The organism is Pseudomonas sp. PDM19, from assembly GCF_014852215.1.
In the GTDB taxonomy this organism is placed as follows: domain Bacteria; phylum Pseudomonadota; class Gammaproteobacteria; order Pseudomonadales; family Pseudomonadaceae; genus Pseudomonas.
The window spans coordinates 135,126-156,383 of sequence record NZ_JACVBG010000005.1 but is presented as its reverse complement, the minus strand read 5'-3'; the positions used below and the strand labels follow the sequence as shown (position 1 = coordinate 156,383).

Sequence of the window (21,258 nt, the reverse complement as noted above, 5' to 3'; positions counted from 1 at the left end):
GATACCCGTGAACACGCCTGTTTGTTGTTCGGCTCTTTAAAAAAAGTGCCTGCGCAGCGATCGGTCAAGGCAGGATGCCCGCCGACTGTGACGAAGCTGTGATGCTTCAGCTGGCTTTCGGAGCGAAAGGCCGGGGATGGATGATCGCGCGCTGCCGTTCTTCCTGGAGGAACTTCATGATGATCGGCGCCACGGTTTCCGCGCGGGTCACCAGGAACAGGTGGCCGTCGTCGATCACGTGCAGCTCGGAGTTGGGGATGCGCCAGGCGATCATGCGCATGTTGATCAGCGGGATGATCGGGTCGTCGTCGCCGGCCAGGATCAGCGTCGGCTGACGGATCTTGTGCAGCCAGTGGATGCTGGTCCAGCCCAGGCCGGCGAACAGTTGCCAGTAGTAGCCCATCTTGCCGGACGAGCGCACCTTGCTGGCGAAGGCCATGGCCAGCTTCGGATCGCGGCGGAAGGCGCCGCCGTAGATGTCCGGGGCGATGTGCACGCCATAGGACGGCTGGATGTAGCGCCGCGGGCTGGCCATGCGCCAGAGCACCCGCGGCTTGCCCGGCACCATCACCGCGCCGGCGGCGGTGGCGGCGAGGATCAGCTTCTTGCAGCGCTCGGGGTAGTCATGGGCGAACTGCTGCGCCAGGGCGCCGCCCCAGGACACGCCGATGGCCGTCACCTGGCCGTAGTCCAGGTAATCGAGCATCCGCGCGGCCAGCTTCGCCAGGCCGGGGAAACGGTACGGCGTGCTGGGCGTGGACGAGCCGCCGACGCCGGGGACGTCGAAGGCTATCACCTCCAGGTCCGGGTCCAGCGCGGCGACGAAGGGGAAGACCAGTTCCAGGTTGGCGCCGATGCCGTTGAAGATCAGCAGCGGCGTCATGTGCCTCTTGCCCGGACGCACGGCGGTGCGGATGGTCTGCCCGTCGAGCTCGATGGTGCGGAACTCGAAGGGCTGCGCCGCCGGCGCCTTGCTCGGCAGAATCTCCTCCGCGCTGCGCTTGCTGCGCGCGCGCCGGCTCGTCGGCGCGGCCACTTCCACGGCCTGCGACGATTCTGGGGTGTTGGCGTCGTCCACGGCGCCGGCTTGCGGGAGGAGTTCTGTTTTCATCGTTCGTGTACGTAGGTTCCAGGGGCGGCTTCGCCGGCCGGGTGGGCCTTGTTGCCCAGGGCGGTCGGTGCCTTGCGCGTCTTGCCCGAGCGCTCGGCGAGCCAGTTCTGCCAGTGCAGCCACCAAGAGTCGGCGTGCTTGCTGGCGTTTTCCTGCCAGGCCTTCGGATCGGCCGAGAGTTCAGGGCCGGTCATGAAGCGGGCCTTGGGGTTGCCTGGCGGGTTGAGGATGCTCTGGATGTGTCCGCTGTTGGACAGGATGAATTCACACTTGCCGCCCAGCAGACGAGCGGAGCGATAGCAGGCTTCCCAGGGCGTGATGTGGTCGGACAGGCCGGCCACGCAGTAGAAGTCGCAGGTGATCTGCTTGAGGTCGATGGCGGTGCCGGAGACCTCCAGGGCGCCTGCGCGGGTCAGCGGGTTGGTCTTGAACATCTCCACCAGCTCGCCGTGCAGCGCGGCCGGCAGGCGCGTGGTGTCGTTGTTCCAGAACAGGATGTCGAAAGCCGGCGGCTCGTTGCCCAGCAGGTAGTTGTTGACCCAGTAGTTCCAGATCAGATCGTTGGGGCGCATCCAGGCGAACACCTTGGCCATGTCCTTGCCTTCGAGCACGCCGGACTGGTACGAGCGGCGCTTGGCGGCTTCCAGGGTCTTCTCGTCGGCGAACAGGGCGATCTGGGTGTTCATCTCGAAGTCCAGCACGCTGACCATCTGGGTGAAGGCGTGGACCTTCTTCTCGCCCAGGGCGGCGTAATGGCCGAGCAGGGTGACGGTGGTGATGCCGCCGGAGCAGGCGCCGAGCATGTTCAGGTCCTTGGCGCCGGTGATGGCCAGGACCGCGTCGATGGCTTCCTTCAGCGCCTCGATGTAGGTGGTCAGGCCCCACTCGCGCTGTGCCTTGGTCGGGTTGCGCCAGCTGACGATGAAGGTCTGCACCTGGTTGCGCAGGCAGAAGCGCGCCAGGCTCTTCTCCGGCGACAGGTCGAAGACGTAGAACTTGTTGATCTGCGGCGGCACCACCAGCAGCGGGCGCTCATGCACGCTCTCGGTGATCGGCTTGTACTGGATGACTTCCAGCACGTCGTTGCGGAACACCACCGCGCCTTCGGTCACGGCCAGGTTCTTGCCGACCTCGAAGGCTTCCATGTTGACCTGGCTGGGCATGCCGCCGTTGTTCACCAGGTCCTTGGCCAGATGGGTAAGACCGTCGAGCAGGCTCTTGCCGCCGGTCTCGAAGAAGCGTTTGACCGCTGCCGGGTTGGACAGCGTGTTGGTCGGCGCCATGGCCTCGGTCATCAGGTTGATGACGAACTGGCCGCGGCTGATGTCCTGGCTGGACAGGTCGCTGTCGCCGATCCAGGTGTGCAGCTCCTTGCGCCAGGCCAGGTAGGTCTGCAGGTAGCGGCGGTAGAGCGGGTTCTGGCTCCAGGCCGGGTCGTTGAAGCGGCGGTCGTCGTCCGACGGCTTGAGGTCGGATTTACCGAGCAGCACGTTCTTCAGCTCGAGGCCGAAATGGGCCACGTGCTTGGCGCTGTGGAACGGCTGCTTGACCGCTTGCAGCAGCACCATGCGGGCAGAGGTGAGCAGGTCCTTGCCCTGAATGCCGATCACCGGGCTGAGGTTCAGGGTATTTTCCGCGGCTTGCTGGGGTAGATCGCTGTTGTTCTTCTGGGTCATCGGCGACGCTCCATTGTCCTGAGACACATACTGGCGGGGCTCACCTTTCGTGACGTAAGGCCAAGTACTTCTCGGGGTTGCGGAACGTGGAGAGGGCTCCACGCGATTCATCTACTTGGCGGCATCACTGGAAGTTCAGGAAACCACGCTCTGTGCACTGTAGTTCCGTACATTGCACTGCCTTGGTTACCCGAGTTTCCTTCGCCGCGCAAGCTGGTGCAGCGTGGGCCAACTCCTAGGAGTATGTCGGGAAAAGTTAGAAAACGCGCCCTAGAGCGGGGGCATCTCGCCAAACCCGGGGTGACCGACCTGCACGCAGCAGTCTGCAACGGGAATATTGCAAATGGCGTGCCCTGGAGCGATTGCCCGACGAAGGTTGGTGCGCCGGGGGAGGCGGGGAGGAAAGATCGAACGAGTTGGAGGGGGCGGTGAAGAGATGTGCGGGAAGCGCTCCTGATCTTGTAGGAGCGAGCCTGCTCGCCAACCGACCCCGCTGCAGAGCCCGCGCGTAGGGCGGATAACCCGGAACGGGTTATCCGCCGATGGCATCAATGGCGGATAACGCCTTAGGCGTTATGCGCCCTACACGGTATTGCGAGGTGCGGAGCCCGCTCCTGCGCAGGCGGCATTTCGGCATTAGCTGCTTACAGCATCAGCTTGACCACGGACTCCGACGGATCGCGCGACTTGCCGGCCTTCTCCAGTTGCGCCAGGTAGTCGGTCCACATCTCATCCTGGCGCATGCACAGCTCGTAGAGGTAGTCCCAGGTGAACAGGCCGCTGTCGTGGCCGTCATCGAAGGTCAGCTTGAGCGCGTATTGCCCGGCCGGCTCGATGTTGTTCAGACCGACATTCAGCTTGCCCACCTGCAGCACCGGGTTGCCGTGGCCCTGGACTTCCGCCGATGGCGAATGCACGCGCAGGAACTCGGCGGACAGATCAAAGGACTGTTCCCCGTAGGTCAGCGAAAGCTTCTTCGAGGCCTTGTGCAGCTTGATGGCGGAAGGAATGCGCATGGACGGCTCCTGGACGGCGATTCCGGCATTGTAGCGCCGGCAGAAAAACAGCGGGGCGCCCTGAGGCGCCCCGTCGCAGCGATAGGGATCGCTTAGAGGATGTAGCGGGACAGGTCTTCGTCCTGGGCCAGCTCGCCCAGGTGGCCGTTGACGTAGGCCGCGTCGATCACGATGGCCTTGTCACTGTGCTCGCTGGCGAGGTCGGCGGCATCGAAGGACACCTCTTCGAGCAGGCGCTCGAGCAGGGTGTGCAGGCGACGGGCACCGATGTTCTCGGTCTTCTCGTTGACCTGGAAGGCGATCTCCGCGAGGCGCTTGATGCCGTCGGCGGCAAACTCGATGTCCAGGCCTTCGGTCTTCAGCAGCGCGGTGTACTGCTCGGTCAGCGACGCGTGCGGCTCGCTGAGGATGCGCTCGAAGTCGCTCGGGCTCAGGGCTTTCAGCTCGACGCGGATCGGCAGGCGGCCCTGCAGTTCCGGCACCAGGTCGCTGGGCTTGGACAGGTGGAATGCGCCCGAGGCGATGAACAGGATGTGGTCGGTCTTCACCATGCCCAGCTTGGTGTTCACGGTGCAGCCCTCGATCAGCGGCAGCAGGTCACGCTGCACGCCCTCGCGGGAGACGTCGGCGCCGCCCACGTTGCCGCGCTTGGCGATCTTGTCGATCTCGTCGATGAAGACGATGCCGTTCTGCTCCACGGCTTCCAGGGCGCGGGCCTTGAGGTCTTCTTCGTTGACCAGACGCTGGGCTTCTTCGTCGCGGATCAGCTTCATGGCCTCGGCGACCTTCAGCTTGCGGCTCTTGCGCTTGCCCTTGCCCATGTTGGAGAACAGGCTCTGCAGCTGGTTGGTCATCTCTTCCATGCCGGGCGGGGCCATGATTTCCACGCCCGAAGGAATGTCGGCGACCTCGATGTCGATTTCCTTGTCATCCAGCTGGCCTTCGCGCAGGCGCTTGCGGAACAGCTGGCGGGTGTTGGAATCCTCGCGCGCCGGTTCGTCACCGAAGCCGGTGGTGCGCGCGGGCGGCAGCAGGGCGTCGAGGATGCGCTCTTCGGCGGCGTCTTCGGCGCGGTACTTCACCTTCTGCACTTCCTGCTCGCGGAGCATCTTGATCGCGGCATCGGCGAGGTCGCGGATGATCGACTCGACGTCACGGCCGACGTAGCCGACTTCGGTGAACTTGGTCGCTTCGACCTTGATGAAGGGGGCGTTGGCCAGCTTGGCCAGGCGACGGGCGATCTCAGTCTTGCCGACGCCGGTCGGGCCGATCATCAGGATGTTCTTCGGCGTCACTTCGGCGCGCAGCTCGGCCGGCAGCTGCATGCGCCGCCAGCGGTTGCGCAGGGCGATGGCGACGGCGCGCTTGGCGTCGTCCTGGCCGATGATGTGACGGTTGAGTTCGTGGACGATCTCGCGGGGAGTCATGGACATTTGACGTGCTACTCCGGAACGACAGCCCTTAGACGGCGCTGTCGAGCTCCTCAAGGGTCAGGTTCTGGTTGGTGAACACGCAGATGGAGCCGGCGATGTTCAGTGCGGTCTCGGCGATCTCGCGGGCGCTCATGTCGTCGCTGCCTTTCTGTAGCAGGGCCAGGGCCGCCGCCTGGGCGAAGCCGCCGCCCGAGCCCATGGCGATCAGGCCGTGCTCGGGTTCGACCACGTCACCGTTGCCGGTGATGATCAGCGAGGCGTCCTTGTTGGCGACCGCCAGCATGGCTTCCAGACGGCTCAGGGAACGGTCGGTACGCCAGTCCTTGGCCAGCTCGACAGCGGCGCGCACCAGGTGGCCCTGGTGTTTTTCCAGCTGCTGCTCGAAGCGTTCGAAGAGGGTGAAGGCATCGGCGGTGGCGCCGGCGAAGCCGGCCAGTACTTCACCGTGGTACAGGCGACGGACTTTCTTCGCGTTGCCTTTCATCACGGTGTTGCCCAGGGAAACCTGGCCGTCGCCGCCCATGACGACTTTGCCATTGCGGCGGACAGATACGATGGTGGTCAAGGGTCTTACTCCACACTAGCGGGGCGATGTGCCCGAATGCAGAGTCAGATGGGGACTAGGAAGGCGGGGTTCAAGTCCTGCGCCGGACGAGTAGCGCGCATTTCGCGCGCCACCCGTCGGCGCAAGCCTTGGAATGGCCGGGGTTCAGCGGGTCTGGCGCTGCTGTAACAGCAGGTTGCTGAAACCGTTGCCGGCGAGTTGTTTCTGCGCCGCGGAGGCCTTGGCGCGGTCGCCGTAGGGGCCGACCATGATGCGGTACCAGGTTTCGTCGCGGACGGTGCCGGACTCCACGCGGGCGTTCTGGCCCATCATGATGATCTGCGCGCGCAGGTGGTCGGCGTCGGTCTGTTTGCGGAACGAGCCGGCCTGCAGGTAGTACTGGGTTGCGGCCACCGCCGGTGGCGGCGTCGGCTTGGCTGGCGCGGTGTCGCTGGCCGGGGCCTGCGGCAGCGCCTGCTTCTGCGCACTGGCGACCTGGGTTGTGGGCGGCGTGGCAGGCGTTGCCGGCTTGACCACCGCGGGCGGCGGCGGATTCTGCCCACTCAGCGCCGCCAGGGCGCGCTGGGTGTCGATCTTCTCGGCTTCTTCCTTGGTCGCGACCACGGTCGCCGGTTGCTGCGGCTTGGCCGGCGGCGGCACGGCTTCGGGCGGCACGGCGACTTCCGAGCCCGGCAGCAGGGTGTAGAAGTCGTACTTGGGCTTCACCCCGGTCGGTGCGGCCGGTTGCTGCGGCTGCACGGTGCCGGAAGGCTTGTTGGAGCCGACCACGGTCTTGGGCGCCTCCGCTTTCTCGCGTTTGACGTCGTTGCGACCCGGCTCCAGCTTCATCAGGAACATGATGAAGCCGCCGATGGCGAGGCCTGCGACCAGCCAGACCCAGCCGGGGACCGACGTCTTCTTGGCCGGGGCCTGGTAGCGGCTGGCGCCGCGCTTGGGAGCGGGTTTCTTCTTCGCCATGGGTGCTTACATGCGCTCCAGGGTTTCCAGGCCCAGCAGCTCCAGGCCCTGCTTGAGGGTGCGGCCGGTCAGCGCGGCAAGGCGCAGGCGGCTTTCCTGTTGCGCCGGGTCTTCGGCGGTGAGGATCGGGCAGTGCTCGTAGAAGCTGGAGAACAGGCCGGCCAGCTCGTACAGGTAGGCGCAGAGGATGTGCGGGACACCCTTCACGGCGACGTTGTTGAGCAGGTCGGTGAACTGCGCCAGCTGCGCGGCCAGGGCAATTTCCTGGGGTTGCTGCAGGTGGATGCTGCCGCCCACTTCGTCATAGGTCTTGCCCAGCTTGCGGAAGATGCTCGCCACGCGGGTGTACGCATACAGCAGGTACGGCGCGGTGTTGCCCTCGAAGCTCAGCATCAGGTCGAAGTTGAAGCTGTAGTCGCTGGTGCGGTGCTTGGACAGGTCGGCGTACTTCACCGCGCCAATGCCGACGGCGTGGGCTATCTGGCGCAGGTCCTGCTCGCTGAAGTCCGGGTTCTTGCCTTTCACCAGGGTGTAGGCGCGCTCTTCGGCTTCGATCAGCAGGTCGATCAGCTTCACGGTGCCGCCATCGCGGGTCTTGAACGGCTTGCCGTCGGCGCCGTTCATGGTGCCGAAGCCCATGTGCTCCAGTTCCATGCTGGCCGGGACGAAACCGGCGCGGCGGGCGACTTCGAACACCTGCTGGAAGTGCAGGGCCTGGCGCTGGTCGACGAAGTACAGCACGCGGTCGGCGTGCAGCACCTTGTGGCGGTAGCGCATGGCGGCGAGGTCGGTAGTGGCGTAGAGGTAGCCACCGCCGGCCTTCTGCACGATCACCGGCAACGGCTCGCCTTCGGCGTTCTTGAATTCATCGAGGAACACGCACAGCGCACCGTCGCTCTCGACCAGCAGGCCCTTGGCGGTGAGGTCGGCCACCACCTGCGCGAGGTCGTCGTTGTAGGCGCTCTCGCCCTTCACGTCGGCCATGGTCAGCTTCACACCCAGCAGGTCGTAGACCTTCTGGCAGTGCGACAGGGAGATGTCGTTGAAACGGGTCCACAGGGCGATGCACTTGGGATCGTTGGCCTGCAGTTTCACCACCAGCTCGCGGGCGCGGTCGGCGAACTCGGCGGACTCGTCGAAGCGCTTCTTGGCGGCGCGGTAGAAGACTTCCAGGTCGTGCAGTTCGGCCTGGGCATCCACCGGTTGTTCTTCCAGGTAGGCCAGCAGCATGCCGAACTGGGTGCCCCAGTCGCCCACGTGGTTCTGGCGGATCACGGTGTCGCCGAGGAACTCCAGCACGCGGCTGACGGCGTCGCCGATGATGGTCGAGCGCAGGTGGCCGACGTGCATCTCCTTCGCCAGGTTCGGCGAGGACAGGTCCACCACCACGCGCTGGGCGGCGCCGGCCTTGCGTACGCCGATGTGGCCGTCGGCCAGGGCCTTGTCGAGGCTGGCGGCGAGCCAGGCCTGGTCCTGGAAGAAGTTCAGGAAGCCGGGGCCGGCGATCTCGACCTTGGCCACTTCCGGGCTCTGCGGCAGCGCGGCGACCAGCTTGGTCGCGAGGTCGCGCGGCTTCATGCCGGCCGGCTTGGCCAGCATCATGGCGATGTTGCTGGCGAAGTCACCGTGGGTTCGGTCCTTGGTGTTCTCCACCTGGATGTCGGGCGTCAGGCCGGCCGGCAGCGTGCCGTCTTCGGTGAGGCTGACAAGGGCTTGCTGGATCAGGTGGCGAATCGTGTCTTTCATGGTTTTCTCCGTGCTCGCGTGCATCCGGCGCGCGCGACCGGTTATCGGGCTCAGAACCGCGCATTATCCGTGGCCGGGCATGGCTTGCCAACCGCGGAGCGCTCCTTGATCAGTCTCGCCGCTGTGCCATCCGTCGCGGCTGATGGAAGTCAATGTAGGACGGATGCGCAAGCCCGGAGGGTTTTATCCGTGCGGCGCATCTGTCAGAACAGGTCAATCGGGTCCACGTCCAGCGACCAGCGCACCTGGCGTCCGCTGGGCATGCCTTCGAGCGTCTGCAGCCAGGGCGTGAGCAGGCGGTGCAGGGGGGCGCGGGCGGTGCTCATCAGCAGCAGCTGCGCGCGGTAGCGGCCGGCGCGGCGCTCCATGGGCGCTGGCACCGGGCCGAGGAGGTCGACGTCGTGGCCGAGGGTCGCCTGCAGGCGTTCGGCCTCGGCACAGGCTTCGTCGAGGAAGCCTTCGGCCTGCCCCGGCTTGTGCGCCTCGGCACGCAGCAGGGCGAGGTGCGAGAAGGGCGGCAGGCCGGCGGAGCGGCGCTCGGTAAGGGCCTGATCGGCGAAGGCGAAGTAGCCTTGCTCGGTGAGCTGCACCAGCAATGGGTGGTCGGCCAGGTGGGTCTGGATCAGCACACGACCCGGTTCCTCGGCGCGCCCGGCGCGGCCGGCGACCTGGACGATCTGCTGGGCCATGCGTTCGCTGGCGCGGAAGTCGGCGGAGAACAGCCCGCCGTCGGCATCGAGGATCGCCACCAGGGTGACGCGCGGGAAGTGGTGCCCCTTGGCGAGCATCTGCGTGCCCACCAGGATGCACGGCTCACCTTTATTGATAGTGGCGAACAGGTCGCGCATGGCGTTCTTGCGCGAGGTGCTGTCGCGGTCGATGCGCAGCACCGGGTAATCCGGGAAGAGGATGCGCAGGCGTTCCTCGGCGCGCTCGGTGCCAGCGCCGACCGGGCGCAGGTCTACCGTGCCACATTTAGGGCAGTTGCGCGGCGGCCGCTCGCGGTGGTCGCAGTGGTGGCAGCGCAGCTCGCCGCTGCCCTGGTGCACGGTCATCCGCGCGTCGCAGCGCGGGCACTGGCTGATCCACCCGCAGTCGTGGCACAGCAGGGTCGGGGCGAAGCCGCGGCGGTTCAGGTAGACCAGCACTTGCTGGCCGGCGGCCAGGGTTTCCTTGATCGAACGCTGCAGCGGCATGGAGATGCCCGAGTCCAGCGGCAGGCTCTTCACGTCCAGGCGGTGGAACTTCGGCTGGTGTGCGCCGCCGGCGCGCTGGGTCAGGCGCAGCAGGCCGTAGCGGCCGCTCTGGGCGTTGTGCAGGCTCTCCAGCGCGGGGGTGGCGGAGCCGAGCAGGATCGGCACGTTCTCCAGCCGCGCACGCACCATGGCCAGGTCGCGGGCGTGGTAGCGCAGGCCTTCCTGCTGTTTATAGGAAGCGTCGTGCTCTTCGTCGATGATGATCAGCCCCGGATTCTTCATGGGGGTGAACAGCGCCGAGCGGGTGCCGATGATGATGTCCGCCTCGCCGTCGCGGGCGGCCAGCCAGGCGTCGAGGCGCTCGCGGTCGGTCAGCGCGGAGTGCAGCAGGGCGATGCGCGCGTTGAAGCGGCGCTCGAAGCGCGAAAGGGTCTGCGGGCCGAGGTTGATCTCGGGGATCAGCACCAGCGCCTGCTTGCCGGCTTCCAGGGTCTCGCGGATCAGCTGCAGGTAGACCTCGGTCTTGCCGCTGCCGGTGACGCCCGCCAGCAGGAAACTGTGGAAGCTGCCGAAGCCTGCGCGCACGGCCTCGAAGGCGGCGCGCTGCTCGGCGTTCAGCGGCAGTTCCGCCTGCGCCAGCCACGGGCCGTGGTGCGGCGGCACGCTGTGGACGCGCACCTCCAGCGTGACCAGCCCCTTTTCCTGCAGCAGGTCGAGGCTGTCCTTGTTGATCTGCAACTGGCTGAGCAGGTCGTGGGCGACACCATGGGGATGCTGCTTGAGGATCTTCAGCGTCTCGCGCTGGCGCGGCGCGCGGGCAAGTCGCGGGTCTTCCTCGCGGGCGCCGGGTTCGGCATGCCAGAAGCGCTGCTGGCGCGCCTCGGCCGGGTCGCCCTGGCGCAGCAGGTTGGGCAGCGCCCAGGAGAAGGTATCGCCCAGGCTGTGCTGGTAGTACTGCGCTGTCCAGCGGCACAGCTCCAGCAGGTGCGCTGGCATCGGCGGCTCGCGGTCGAGCACGGCCAGGGCCGGGCGCAGCTTGTCTGCCGGGACCTCGGAGCTTTCCACCTTGTCCACCAGCACGCCGACCATCTCGCGACGGCCGAAGGGGACGCGCAGGCGCACGCCGGGCTGCAGGCGTGCGACGTCGACCCCGCGCGGAGGCAGGTAATCGAACAGGCGGCGCAGCGGCGAGGGCAGGGCGAGACGCAGGATGGACGGTGACGGCACGCGACGGATTCCGGGGCGGCGGGGAGCGTCGGATGGTAGCATGGGCGATGCGACGGTCGGTCATGCCTGATCTTGCGTTGAAAGCGTTCTCTGGTATGATCCACGCCCTTAATTTCCGTGCGGTGCCCGGTAAAAGATCCCGCCTGCGGTCCTCGATGACCGTGGCTCGGCTTCTGCCAGAGACTGGGTGGCGGCACACCACCGAGAGGAAGAGACCATGAAACCGGAAATCCATCCCGCGTACGAAGACATCGAAGCTACCTGCAGCTGTGGCAACGTGATCAAGACCCGTTCCACCCTGTGCAAGGGCATTCACCTGGACGTCTGCTCCGAGTGCCACCCCTTCTACACCGGTAAGCAGAAAGTTCTGGACACCGGCGGCCGTATCGACCGCTTCAACCAGCGCTTCGCCATGTTCGGCGGCAAGAAGTAAGATCGATTTCCGGGAAAGGCCGACGATGGTTTTTCACGGTAATTCGAAAAAGGCGTCCCTCGTGGGCGCCTTTTTTATGGCCGTCCTTTTTTCCCTGGATGCCAGCGCCGCTGCCTGCCCGCAGCCTTCGTCGGCCGAAACGGTGCGCGTGGCGCGGGTGGTGGACGGCGACACGCTCAAGCTGGCCGACGGCCGCAGCGTCCGCCTGATCGGCGTCAATGCCCCGGAACTGGCCCATCATGGCCGCTCCGAAGAAGCCTTCGCGGTCGCCGCCCAGCGCCGTCTGCAGCAACTGGTGGCGGCCAATGACGGCGAGGTCGGCCTGGTTGCCGGCCAGCAGGGCATGGACAAGTACGGCCGCACCCTGGCCCACGCCTATGACGCCCACGGCAACAACCTCGAATCCCGCCTGCTCGCCGAAGGCCTGGGCTACCTTGTAGCTATCGCCCCCAACACTGACCTCACCGTCTGCCAGCAGGCTGCCGAGCGGCAAGCCCGCAGCGCCGGGCTCGGTCTGTGGAAGCGCTCTCCGGTACAGATGGCGGAACAACTTCACGAAAGCGGATTCGCAGTGGTTCGCGGACGGGTCGAGCAGGTACAACGCAATCGCGGCGGGCTGTGGATCGATCTCGATGGCCCGCTGGTGCTGCGGATCGAGGCGCGACTCGTGAAGCGTTTCGACGATGCAACCCTGCGCGATCTCAAGGGTCGACAGGTGGAGGCGCGCGGCTGGGTCATCGACCGCGCCGAGCGTGGTGGCGTGAAACCCGGACAGGCGCGCTGGATGCTGCCTGTGACCGACCCGGCGATGATGGAGGTATTGCCATGAGCTTGCGCTCGTTCGGAATTCTGACCCTGCTGGCGCTGCTGAGCGTTCTCGGCGGCTGCGCCACCAACCCGGCCACCGGCAAGTCTGACTTCGTGATGATGAGCGAGCAGAGCGAGCTGGAGATGGGGCAGAAGTACAGCCAGCAGATCGCCCAGCAGTATCCGCGCTATGAGGACGGCAAGTTGCAGGCCTACGTTCAGCAGGTCGGCGAGCGCGTCGCCCGCGCTGGCGACCGGCCCAACCTGCAATATCACTTCACGGTCATCGACACCCCCGACATCAACGCCTTCGCCCTGCCCGGCGGCTACATCTATATCCACCGCGGGCTGATGGCGTACCTGGGCTCCGAAGCGGAACTGGCCGCCGTGCTGGGGCACGAGGTCGGCCACGTCACCGCGCGCCACAGCGTGCGCCAGCAGAGCCAGTCCAGCGCCTGGGGCATCCTCGGTCAGGCCGTGGCCATCGGCACTGGTGTCGGCGCGGCGGCGGACTTGACCAACGTGCTCGGCACCGCCTTCGTGCGCGGCTATGGCCGCGACATGGAGCTGGAGGCCGACGGCCTGGGCGCCAAGTACCTGGCCCGTGCGGGCTATGACCCCACCGCCATGATCCAGGTGGTGCGGGTGCTGAAGAACCAGGAAGACTTCGCCCGCGACGAGGCCGCGCGCAAGGGCCAGGCGGCTCAGCCGGTCGGCTACCACGGGTTGTTCGACACCCACCCGGACAACGACCAGCGCCTCAAGCAGGTCATCGGCCCGGCCCAGGCCCTGGCTGGTAACAGCCAGCACGAGATCGGCGCCGAGCGCTACCTGAAGGCCATCGACGGCATGCCCTTCGGCGACTCCGCCTCCAGTGGTGTGCGCCGTGGGCAGAGCTTCTACCACTCGGAGCTGGACTTCACCCTGACCTACCCGTCGGGCTGGGGCATCCTCAACCAGCCGACCGCGCTGGTGGGCTACACCGCCGACCAGCAGGCCTACATCGGCATGAAGCTGGTGCCCCGCGAAGGCCAGCTGACCCCGGCGGAATACCTGCGCAAGGGCGCTGGCGGGCGGTTATCGAACGAAGAAAGTTTCCAGCAAGCCGGTCTCGACGTCGCCACCGGCGTGGTGCCCGGCTCGCCCGCCCGCCGCGCCGCGGTGATCTACCAGAAGGACCGCGCCTACCTGTTCATCGGTGTGGTCAAAGGTCGCGCCTCGCTGGAAAGCGAAGACGACCACTTCATGCAGGTCATCCGCAGCTTCCGGCCGATGCGCGCCGACGAGCAGAAACTCGCACAACCGCGCCGGATCGCCGTCATTCAGGTCAAATCCGGGCAGACTGTCGAGCAGTTCGCGAAGGCTGAATCCGGTCCGGAATCTGACTCGATAAATCGTATACGTTTATTGAATGACTTGTATCCAACTGGTCAGCCAAAAGCTGGCGACTGGCTGAAAGTCGTACGCTAGAGGTCTTGACAGCAGGGGCTTGGGCTACCTTGGCAGGTGCGGGGTTTGTGCGTATGCTCGGACCCCCGTCTGTCCAACAAGCAACAAAAGCGGAAGTGCCCAAATGTCTGATCTCAAGACCGCTGCCCTCGAATATCACGCCCAACCCCGCCCCGGTAAACTGAGCGTCGAGCTGACCAAGCCGACCGCCACCGCCCGCGACCTGTCGCTGGCATACAGCCCGGGCGTCGCCGAGCCGGTGCGCGAAATCGCGCGTGATCCGGAACTGGCCTTCAAGTACACCGGCAAGGGCAACCTGGTCGCGGTCATTTCCGACGGCACCGCCATTCTCGGCCTGGGCAACCTCGGCCCGCTGGCCTCCAAGCCGGTCATGGAAGGCAAGGGCGTGCTGTTCAAGCGCTTCGCCGGTGTCGACGTGTTCGACATCGAAGTCGACGCCGAGAGCCCGCAGGCCTTCATCGATACCGTCAAGCGCATCTCCATCACCTTCGGCGGCATCAACCTGGAAGACATCAAGGCACCCGAGTGCTTCGAGATTGAGCGCGCGCTGATCGAGCAGTGCGACATCCCGGTATTCCACGATGACCAGCACGGCACCGCCATCGTGACCGCCGCCGGCATGCTCAACGCGCTGGAAATCGCCGGCAAGAAGCTGGAGACCGCGAAGATCGTCTGCCTGGGCGCCGGCGCCGCCGCCATCTCCTGCATGAAGCTGCTGGTGAGCATGGGTGGCAAGGTCGAGAACATCTACATGATCGACCGCCAGGGCGTGATCCACGCCGGCCGCAACGACCTGAACCAGTACAAGGCCGTGTTCGCCACCGAGACCGACAAGCGCACCCTGGCTGACGCCCTGGAAGGCGCCGACGTATTCGTCGGCCTGTCCGGCGCCAACCTGCTGAGCCCGGACGATCTCAAGCGCATGGCGCCGAACCCGATCGTCTTCGCCTGCTCCAACCCGGACCCGGAAATCAAGCCGGAACTGGCCCACGCCACCCGCGACGACGTGATCATGGCCACCGGCCGTTCGGACTACCCGAACCAGGTCAACAACGTACTGGGCTTCCCCTTCATCTTCCGCGGTGCCCTGGACGTACGCGCCACCCGCATCAACGAAGAGATGAAGATCGCCGCCGCCCTGGCCCTGCGTGACCTGGCCAAGCTGCCGGTACCCAAGGACGTGTGCGACGCCTACGGCGTGAGCGCCATCGAGTTCGGCCGCGAGTACATCATTCCGAAGCCGATGGACAAGCGCCTGATCACCGTCGTTTCCGATGCCGTAGCCAAGGCTGCCATCGAGACTGGCGTGGCGACCCTGCCGTATCCGAAGCACTACCCGCTGCAGTCGGTGGAAGACGTCTTCAAAGGCTGATTCCGTCTGATTTGAAGAACCCCGCCTCGGCGGGGTTTTTCTTTTTCCGCTGAAGGAAACGAAGAGTTACCGATTAATGACTGAAGGCAGAGGCCTTCGGAACGTACCGGACTATCCTTCCCCGCTCATGCATTGACGCGTCCGCTGCCCTGGAGCGGGCCGGGCGCATGGGGGAGCATCATGAATCGGACTTTGCTGGCAGTCGCCACCCTGGCGGCCAGCGCCGCGCTCATCGGTTGCGCAGGGGCACCGCAAATGAGCTGGGATCGGGTAGGGGATTCGGCGCAGCGCGCGGTCACCAGTGCCGACGTCTGGGCCCCGGTGGCCGGCGCGGCGGTGATCGCTGCCGGTGGCTGGGACCATCAGTGGCAGAAGTCGGCGAGCAACCACGACTGGTTCTTCGGCGGCGACGCCAACCAGGCGGCCGACCGCATGCTCAACCTCGCCACCGGCCTGAGCGTCGTCACCGCCCTGGTGGCTTCGCCCAAGGACGTGAGCAGCGAGGAGAAGTGGAGCTGGCGCGGGCGCAACCTGACGCTGCTGGCGGCGGACCGCTACGCTGTGACCGGCTTCGTCGAGGAAGCCAAGGAATGGTCCGGGCGCGAGCGGCCGGACGGGATTCCCGACGACTCCTTCCCGTCCAAGCACACTGCCGTTACCGCCGTGCACACCAGTTTCACCCGCCGCAACCTGGACTACATCGACATGGACCCGACCTGGCGCTACACCGCCAAGGCCGGCCTCTACACCCTTGACGGGCTGACCGCGCTGTCGCGCGTGGAAGGCGACAAGCACTATCCCACCGATGTGCTGGTGGGGATGGCGGTGGGCAACTTCTTCGCCAACTTCACCTACAACCTGTTCCTCGAAGGCCCGGAAAGCGAGCGCTACAACGTGACCGTGGTGCCGGAAACCGGCGGCGGGATGAGCCTGCGCGCGGCGATGCTGTTCTGAGGTTGGCGCGACGCCGTGGGCAGCGTCTAGTCTTGAAAGCTTCTCTCTGGACGACAAGCCCGATGCCGTTGCGCCTGTTGCTGATCCTCTTGTTCCTGTGCGTTACCAGCGCGGCGCGGGCCGGGGAAGTGCTGCGCATCGCGGCGGACCGCTGGCCGCCCTACGCCGATCGCCAACTGCCCGGCAACGGCGTGGCGGTGCACCTGGTGCAGGCTGCCCTCAAGCGCGCCGGGTACGCCAGCGAGTACATCGAAGTGCCCTGGCCGCGCGTGCTGCACGGCGTGGCGAATGGCGAGTACGACCTGGTGGCGGATGCCTGGTATTCGCCGGAGCGGGAAGCCTTCGCCGTGTACTCCGAGCCCTACCTGGTCAACCGCGTACGCCTGATCAAGCGCCAGGGCTCGCCCATCACCTTCGCCAGGCTCGCCGATCTCTACCCCTACCGCATCGCCATGGTGCGCGGGTATGCCTATTCCGAGGCGTTCAACAACGATCCGAAACTGCAGCGGGTGCCAGTGTTCAGCTTCGTCAACGCGGCGCTGATGCTGCAGGCCGGGCGGGTGGACCTGACGCTGGAAGACGAGATCACCGCGCGCGTGCACTTCAATGGCGACCTCGCCGAGCTCAAGGGCCAGCTGGAATTCCTGCCGGTGCCGCTGACCGAGAATGGCCTGCACATTCTGGTCGGCCGGCATGTGCCCGACCACGCGGCAATCATAGCGGCGTTCAACAAGGCGATCCGTGAGATGCACGAGGACGGCAGCTACGACGAGCTGATGCGCGAGCACGGGCTGTAAAGGGCTTTCCGTCTCTTTGCAGGAGATTCAATGTCTACCCCACCGTATCGGCCTTGGACCGTAGGTCGCATAACGCGCCAGCGTTATCCGCCGCGGTGCCATTGGCGGATAACCCGTTCCGGGTTATGCGCCCTACAAGGGTTTCGCGGACGGATTCCGCTCCTACGCAGCTGGAGGTTTCGACGTCAGGCGGCCTCGATCTGTTCCGCGCCGATGTCCTTCTTCAGCAGGTGCGCCGCCAGGGTGCGCAGCGGCGTGAGCTGTCGGCAAATGAGTGCCAGCTGGGTCTGCACCAGCCGGTGGGCGTCGTCCTGTTCCTCGGGCAGTTCTTCCAGGCGCTTGGCCAGCGCGTCTTCCTCGTCGCTGTAGATTTCCACCGCGCGTCGTTCGTTGAGGCGCACGGCGATGTCGTCGAGGCTGCTGGTCAGGCGTTCGGCGGCCTCGGCGATGAGGTCGTCGTTGACGTCCGGCGGCAGCTGGTTGCGGTGCGCGCCGAGGGCGGAGAGGTAACTGAGCAGGGTGTGCGAGAGCACCAGGAAGCGGAAGCCGATCTCCGCGTCCTTACGGAAGTGACCGGGCTCCAGCAGCATGTTCGACAGTGTGGTGGAGAGCGTCGCGTCGGCGTTGTGCGCGTTGCGCCGTGCGGTGCGGTAGGCGAGGTCGTCGCGCTTGCCGTTGGCGTACTGCTGCATGATTTCCCGCAGGTAGCGGCTGTTGCACGCCAGGGTGCCGCCGACCAGCCGGTGCAGGCTGCGCCCGTGCCAGTCGGGCAGCACCAGGAATACCGCAATGCCGGCGATCAGCGCGCCGAGCAGGGTATCGAACAGGCGCGGCAGGATCAGCCCGTAGCCGTCGCCCACCTGGTTGAAGCAGAACAGCACCAGCAGGGTGATCGCCGCCGTCGCCAGGGTGTAGCGCGTGCTCCGCGTGGCGAAGAAGGCGACCCCGGCAACCACTGCCAGCAGCGACTGGATCAGCGGGTTGGGGAACAGGTCGATCAGTGCCCAGCCCGCCACCAGGCCGACCAGCGTGCCGAGGATCCGCTGCACCATGCGGATGCGCGTGGCGCCGTAGTTCGGCTGGCAGACGAACACCGTGGTGAGCATGATCCAGTAGCCCTGGGTCGGGTGGATCAGGTGCAGCATGCCGTAGCCGGCGGCCAGTGCCAGCGACAGGCGCAGGGCGTGGCGGAACAGCAGTGAGGTCGGCGAGACCTGCAGGCGGATGCGCTCCAGCGCGTCCTTGAACGAGCGTGGCGAGCGGTCCAGCAGCGTGCTGTCCTGCTCGTCGTCGAGCATGTCCGGGTTGCTCGCGCCGCTGAGCTTGCGGTCCAGGGTGGTGAGGTTGGCCGCCAGCGCGCCGAGCGAGCGCAGCAGTCCGCGCCAGGCCGGGTTGCCCTGCTGGCGCAGGTACTCCAGCGAGGCGTTGAGGTCGGCCAGGGCCAGTTCGCTGTCGTTGTAGTCGAACGGGTGGCGCAGCTGGATCGCCTTCGCCAGTGCCTTGCACGCCTTGCCCTGCTGGTTGAGCAGGCGCTGGCAGCGGAACAGCACGTCGCTGTGGAAGAAGGCTTCGGCCAACTGGTTGTAGGGGTAGTGCGAGGAGCTGGCGCGCTCGTGGACGTCCTGGGCGATGAAGTAGAGCTTCAGGTAACGGCTGATCTTCGGGCTCGGCCTGCCGTGGGACAGGCGCGCGAGGATGGTTTCCTTGGCCTGGTTGAGCGCCACCACGACCCGCCCGTTCTGCCGCGCCAGCGCCAGGCGCTGGGCTTCGACGTCGAGCTGGCGCAGCGGCTCCAGCAGGGTCGACTTGATCTTCAGGTACTCGCCCAGTTCGAGGAACAGTCTGGCCAGGCTCTGTTGCACCGGCTGGTTGGCGAACAGTGCGTTCCACAGCACCGAGAGCAAGCCGTACCAGAGCGCGCCGGCCACCAGCAGCAGTGGTTCGTGCCAGAAGTCGGTGGGCGTGCCGCCGCGCTGGTCGACGCCGATCATGGTGTAGATCGACAGGATCAGGGTCGCCGAGGCGATCGCCGCATAGCGCTCGCCGAGGGCGCCGAGCAGGGTCATGGCGAAGGTCGAGAGCGCGAGCCCGGCGACGAACAGCGGCGGGTAGGGGAACAGCAGTTCCACTGCCAGCGAGGCGATGGTGAAGCACGCGAGGGTCACCAGCAACGCCTGCAGGCGGCCCAGCCAGTGGTCGTCGGTTTCCGCCAGGGCGCTGGCGATGACCCCGAGGAACAGCGGGATCACCAGCTCCGGCCGACCCTGCAGCCAGCACGCGAGCATGACCCCGCTGAGGGCGACGAACACCCGCAGGCTGTAGGCGAACTTGTCCAGCGCCCAGAGGCGCCGCAGAGACTGGAGCAGTGGGGAGGAGAGCATGCGCGTGCGGGACTTCCGGATGTCTGCCGCTCAGACTAGCGGATCGCTCCGGGCGCGGCTATCGCGAGCGCGACAGACCTTGGTGTTGGTGACGTCGAGTGCGGAAATCCGCACCGCAGGTCCCAGCAGGAGCGGGCCATGCCCGCGATAGCGCGCATGGCGCGCTCCTGCAGATGAATGCCGAAGTCAGAGGATGCGCGCCTTGAACGAGCGGCCCTTGATCTTGCCTTCGTTGAAGTGCTTCAGCGCCTGCTTGGCGATGTCGCGTTCCACGGCGACAAAGGCCTGGAAGTCGAAGATGGCGATCTTGCCGACCTGGGTGCCCTTGAGCCCCGCGTCGCCGGTCAGCGCGCCGAGGATGTCACCGGGACGCAGCTTGTCCTTGCGCCCGCCGGCGATGGCCAGGGTGGTCATCGGCGGCAGCAGCGGGGTGTCGTTGGCCTTGAGGAAGTCGATGCGCTCCCAGTTCAGCGGTGCACCCTGCAGGTCTTCGATGGCCTGCGCGCGGTTGGCTTCGGCGGGGGTGACCAGCGACAGCGCCAGGCCCTTTTCGCCGGCACGTCCGCTGCGACCGATCCGATGAATGTGGATCTGCGCATCGCGCGACAGTTCGACGTTGATCACCGCTTCCAGTGCGGCAATGTCCAGCCCGCGGGCGGCCACGTCGGTGGCCACCAGCACGCTGCAGCTGCGGTTGGCGAACATGGTCAGCACCTGGTCGCGCTCGCGCTGCTCCAGATCGCCGTGCAGCGCCAGGGCGGAAATCTTCCGGGCATTGAGCTGCTCGACCACTTCCATGCACTGCTGGCGGGTATGGCAGAACGCGACGCAGGACTGCGGGCGGAAATGCTGAAGCAGGCGGACGACGGCATCGAGGCGCTGCTTGGGATCGATCTCGTAGAAGTGCTGCTCGATCTGGCTGTCGTCGTGCAGGGCTTCCACTTCCACGCGCTCGGGATTCTTCAGGAACTTCGCCGCCAGTTGGTCGATACCCTCGGGGTAGGTGGCAGAGAACAGCAGGGTCTGCCGGCGCGCCGGCGCCTGACCGATGATGTCGGCGATGCTGTCGTAGAAGCCCATGTCGAGCATGCGGTCGGCTTCGTCGAGTACCAGGGTGTTCAGGCCATCGAGCTTCAGGGTGCCGCGGCGCAGGTGTTCCTGGATGCGGCCGGGCGTGCCGACCACCACGTGGGCGCCGTGCTCCAGCGAGCCGATCTGCGGGCCGAAAGGCGTGCCACCGCAGAGGGTCAGTACCTTGATGTTGTCGGCGGCGCGGGCCAGGCGGCGGATTTCCTTGGCCACCTGGTCGGCCAGCTCGCGGGTCGGGCACAGCACCAGTGCCTGGCAGCCGAAGTAGCGCGGATTCAGCGGGCTGAGCAGACCGATGCCGAAGGCGGCGGTCTTGCCGCTGCCGGTCTTGGCCTGGGCGATCAGGTCGCGGCCCTTGAGGACCGCCGGCAGGGCGGCGGCCTGGATCGGCGTCATCTCGCGATAGCCGAGAGAGTCGAGGTTGGCCAGCAGGTCGGCCGACAGCGCGAGGCTGGAAAATGCAGAGGTGGTCACGAAGGGAGCCCGGGTGAATCCATATGGCCGCGCAGTGTAGCAGGAGAGCACCCTCAGGAGGGCTGAGAAGCTGATATGGCAAGGGTTTGAGGCCACTCGTCCGATTTTCTCCAGGTGCTGATCCGCGGTTTTTTCAAGAGATTCGCTTTCCGCAGATTTTTGTCGTAGAGTTTCCGGACTGTGTTTGCATGGGTCGCCGTCGATCGTGACCTGATGCGGTCGGTTATTCCACCCCGTCCTGCTCGACTCCTTGTAACTCCTTGCAACTCAGTTCCTGGCCATTCGTGGCTAATTTTAAAAATACGTTCCAAGGAGAACACCATGTCGAATCGTCAGAACGGCACCGTCAAGTGGTTCAACGAGACCAAAGGCTACGGCTTCATTACCCCGGAAAGCGGTCCGGACGTGTTCGTACACTTCCGCGCTATCGAAGGTAACGGCTTCAAGACTCTGGCCGAAGGCCAGAAAGTCACCTTCGAAGTCGTGCAGGGCCAGAAAGGCATGCAGGCCGAGCGCGTACAGGTAGCCTAAACGCTTCCTGGCGTCAGCCAAGA

General features: G+C 66.0%; 17 protein-coding genes. 7 read left to right on the top strand and 10 right to left on the bottom strand.

From position 1 onward, the window contains the following. Positions 1–106 precede the first annotated feature (106 nt). From phaZ to IB273_RS27055, 8 genes are all read right to left on the bottom strand, one after another. Complete coding sequence (gene phaZ / locus IB273_RS27090; RefSeq protein WP_225594821.1) at positions 107–1,111, bottom strand: poly(3-hydroxyalkanoate) depolymerase; 1,005 nt, start codon at positions 1,109–1,111, stop codon at positions 107–109. Beyond that, positions 1,108–2,787 (bottom strand): class II poly(R)-hydroxyalkanoic acid synthase, encoded by a 1,680-nt coding sequence (phaC, locus tag IB273_RS27085; RefSeq protein ID WP_081519632.1) that lies wholly within the window; start codon positions 2,785–2,787, stop codon positions 1,108–1,110. Before phaC ends, phaZ begins: the two co-directional genes overlap by 4 nt. 644 nt (positions 2,788–3,431) lie before the next feature. Then, the gene (locus tag IB273_RS27080) at positions 3,432–3,803 is read right to left on the bottom strand and encodes a gamma-butyrobetaine hydroxylase-like domain-containing protein (protein WP_081519633.1); all 372 of its coding nucleotides are present in this window, start codon (positions 3,801–3,803) and stop codon (positions 3,432–3,434) included. A 92-nt stretch (positions 3,804–3,895) separates the two neighbouring features. Next, positions 3,896–5,236, bottom strand: a complete 1,341-nt coding sequence (gene hslU, locus IB273_RS27075; RefSeq protein WP_045212875.1) for an ATP-dependent protease ATPase subunit HslU — start codon at positions 5,234–5,236, stop codon at positions 3,896–3,898. Positions 5,237–5,264: 28 nt separating this feature from the next. After that, entirely contained in the window at positions 5,265–5,801 is a 537-nt protein-coding gene (gene hslV / locus IB273_RS27070; RefSeq protein WP_017520170.1) for an ATP-dependent protease subunit HslV, read from the bottom strand. A gap of 144 nt (positions 5,802–5,945) precedes the next feature. Next, complete coding sequence (locus IB273_RS27065; protein ID WP_192225467.1) at positions 5,946–6,758, bottom strand: SPOR domain-containing protein; 813 nt, start codon at positions 6,756–6,758, stop codon at positions 5,946–5,948. 6 nt (positions 6,759–6,764) lie between these two features. Continuing rightward, positions 6,765–8,504, bottom strand: coding sequence for an arginine--tRNA ligase (argS, locus tag IB273_RS27060; RefSeq protein WP_081519635.1), 1,740 nt, complete (start codon positions 8,502–8,504; stop codon positions 6,765–6,767). 203 nt (positions 8,505–8,707) lie between these two features. Continuing rightward, positions 8,708–10,969, bottom strand: a complete 2,262-nt coding sequence (locus IB273_RS27055) for a primosomal protein N' (RefSeq protein ID WP_151189075.1) — start codon at positions 10,967–10,969, stop codon at positions 8,708–8,710. 175 nt (positions 10,970–11,144) lie between these two features. Between IB273_RS27055 and rpmE the strand changes: the two genes are divergently transcribed. The 6 genes from rpmE (at position 11,145) to IB273_RS27025 (ending at position 16,760) form a co-directional block, all read left to right on the top strand. Further along, positions 11,145–11,360, top strand: a complete 216-nt coding sequence (gene rpmE / locus IB273_RS27050) for a 50S ribosomal protein L31 (protein ID WP_024766509.1) — start codon at positions 11,145–11,147, stop codon at positions 11,358–11,360. 76 nt (positions 11,361–11,436) lie between these two features. Further along, a complete protein-coding gene (locus IB273_RS27045; protein ID WP_225610311.1) occupies positions 11,437–12,189 on the top strand; it encodes a thermonuclease family protein in 753 nt (250 codons plus the stop codon). Further along, positions 12,186–13,637 (top strand): M48 family metalloprotease, encoded by a 1,452-nt coding sequence (locus IB273_RS27040; protein WP_081519638.1) that lies wholly within the window; start codon positions 12,186–12,188, stop codon positions 13,635–13,637. Before IB273_RS27045 ends, IB273_RS27040 begins: the two co-directional genes overlap by 4 nt. 103 nt (positions 13,638–13,740) lie before the next feature. Next, complete coding sequence (locus IB273_RS27035; protein WP_045212856.1) at positions 13,741–15,009, top strand: malic enzyme-like NAD(P)-binding protein; 1,269 nt, start codon at positions 13,741–13,743, stop codon at positions 15,007–15,009. A gap of 180 nt (positions 15,010–15,189) precedes the next feature. After that, positions 15,190–15,963, top strand: coding sequence for a phosphatase PAP2 family protein (locus IB273_RS27030; protein WP_167523250.1), 774 nt, complete (start codon positions 15,190–15,192; stop codon positions 15,961–15,963). 62 nt (positions 15,964–16,025) lie between these two features. Next, on the top strand, positions 16,026–16,760 hold the full coding sequence (locus tag IB273_RS27025) for a substrate-binding periplasmic protein (RefSeq protein WP_192225465.1): 735 nt from the start codon (positions 16,026–16,028) through the stop codon (positions 16,758–16,760). A 185-nt stretch (positions 16,761–16,945) separates the two neighbouring features. Here IB273_RS27025 and yccS read toward each other — a convergent pair whose 3' ends face one another. Together yccS and dbpA are read right to left on the bottom strand one after the other, a co-directional pair. After that, positions 16,946–19,141, bottom strand: a complete 2,196-nt coding sequence (gene yccS, locus IB273_RS27020) for a YccS family putative transporter (RefSeq protein WP_192225464.1) — start codon at positions 19,139–19,141, stop codon at positions 16,946–16,948. 186 nt (positions 19,142–19,327) lie between these two features. Then, positions 19,328–20,704, bottom strand: coding sequence for an ATP-dependent RNA helicase DbpA (dbpA, locus tag IB273_RS27015; protein ID WP_192225463.1), 1,377 nt, complete (start codon positions 20,702–20,704; stop codon positions 19,328–19,330). A 321-nt stretch (positions 20,705–21,025) separates the two neighbouring features. Between dbpA and IB273_RS27010 the strand changes: the two genes are divergently transcribed. Next, positions 21,026–21,235: a cold-shock protein gene (locus tag IB273_RS27010; protein ID WP_081519642.1), complete on the top strand. Its 210-nt coding sequence runs from the start codon at positions 21,026–21,028 to the stop codon at positions 21,233–21,235. Positions 21,236–21,258: the final 23 nt, after the last annotated feature.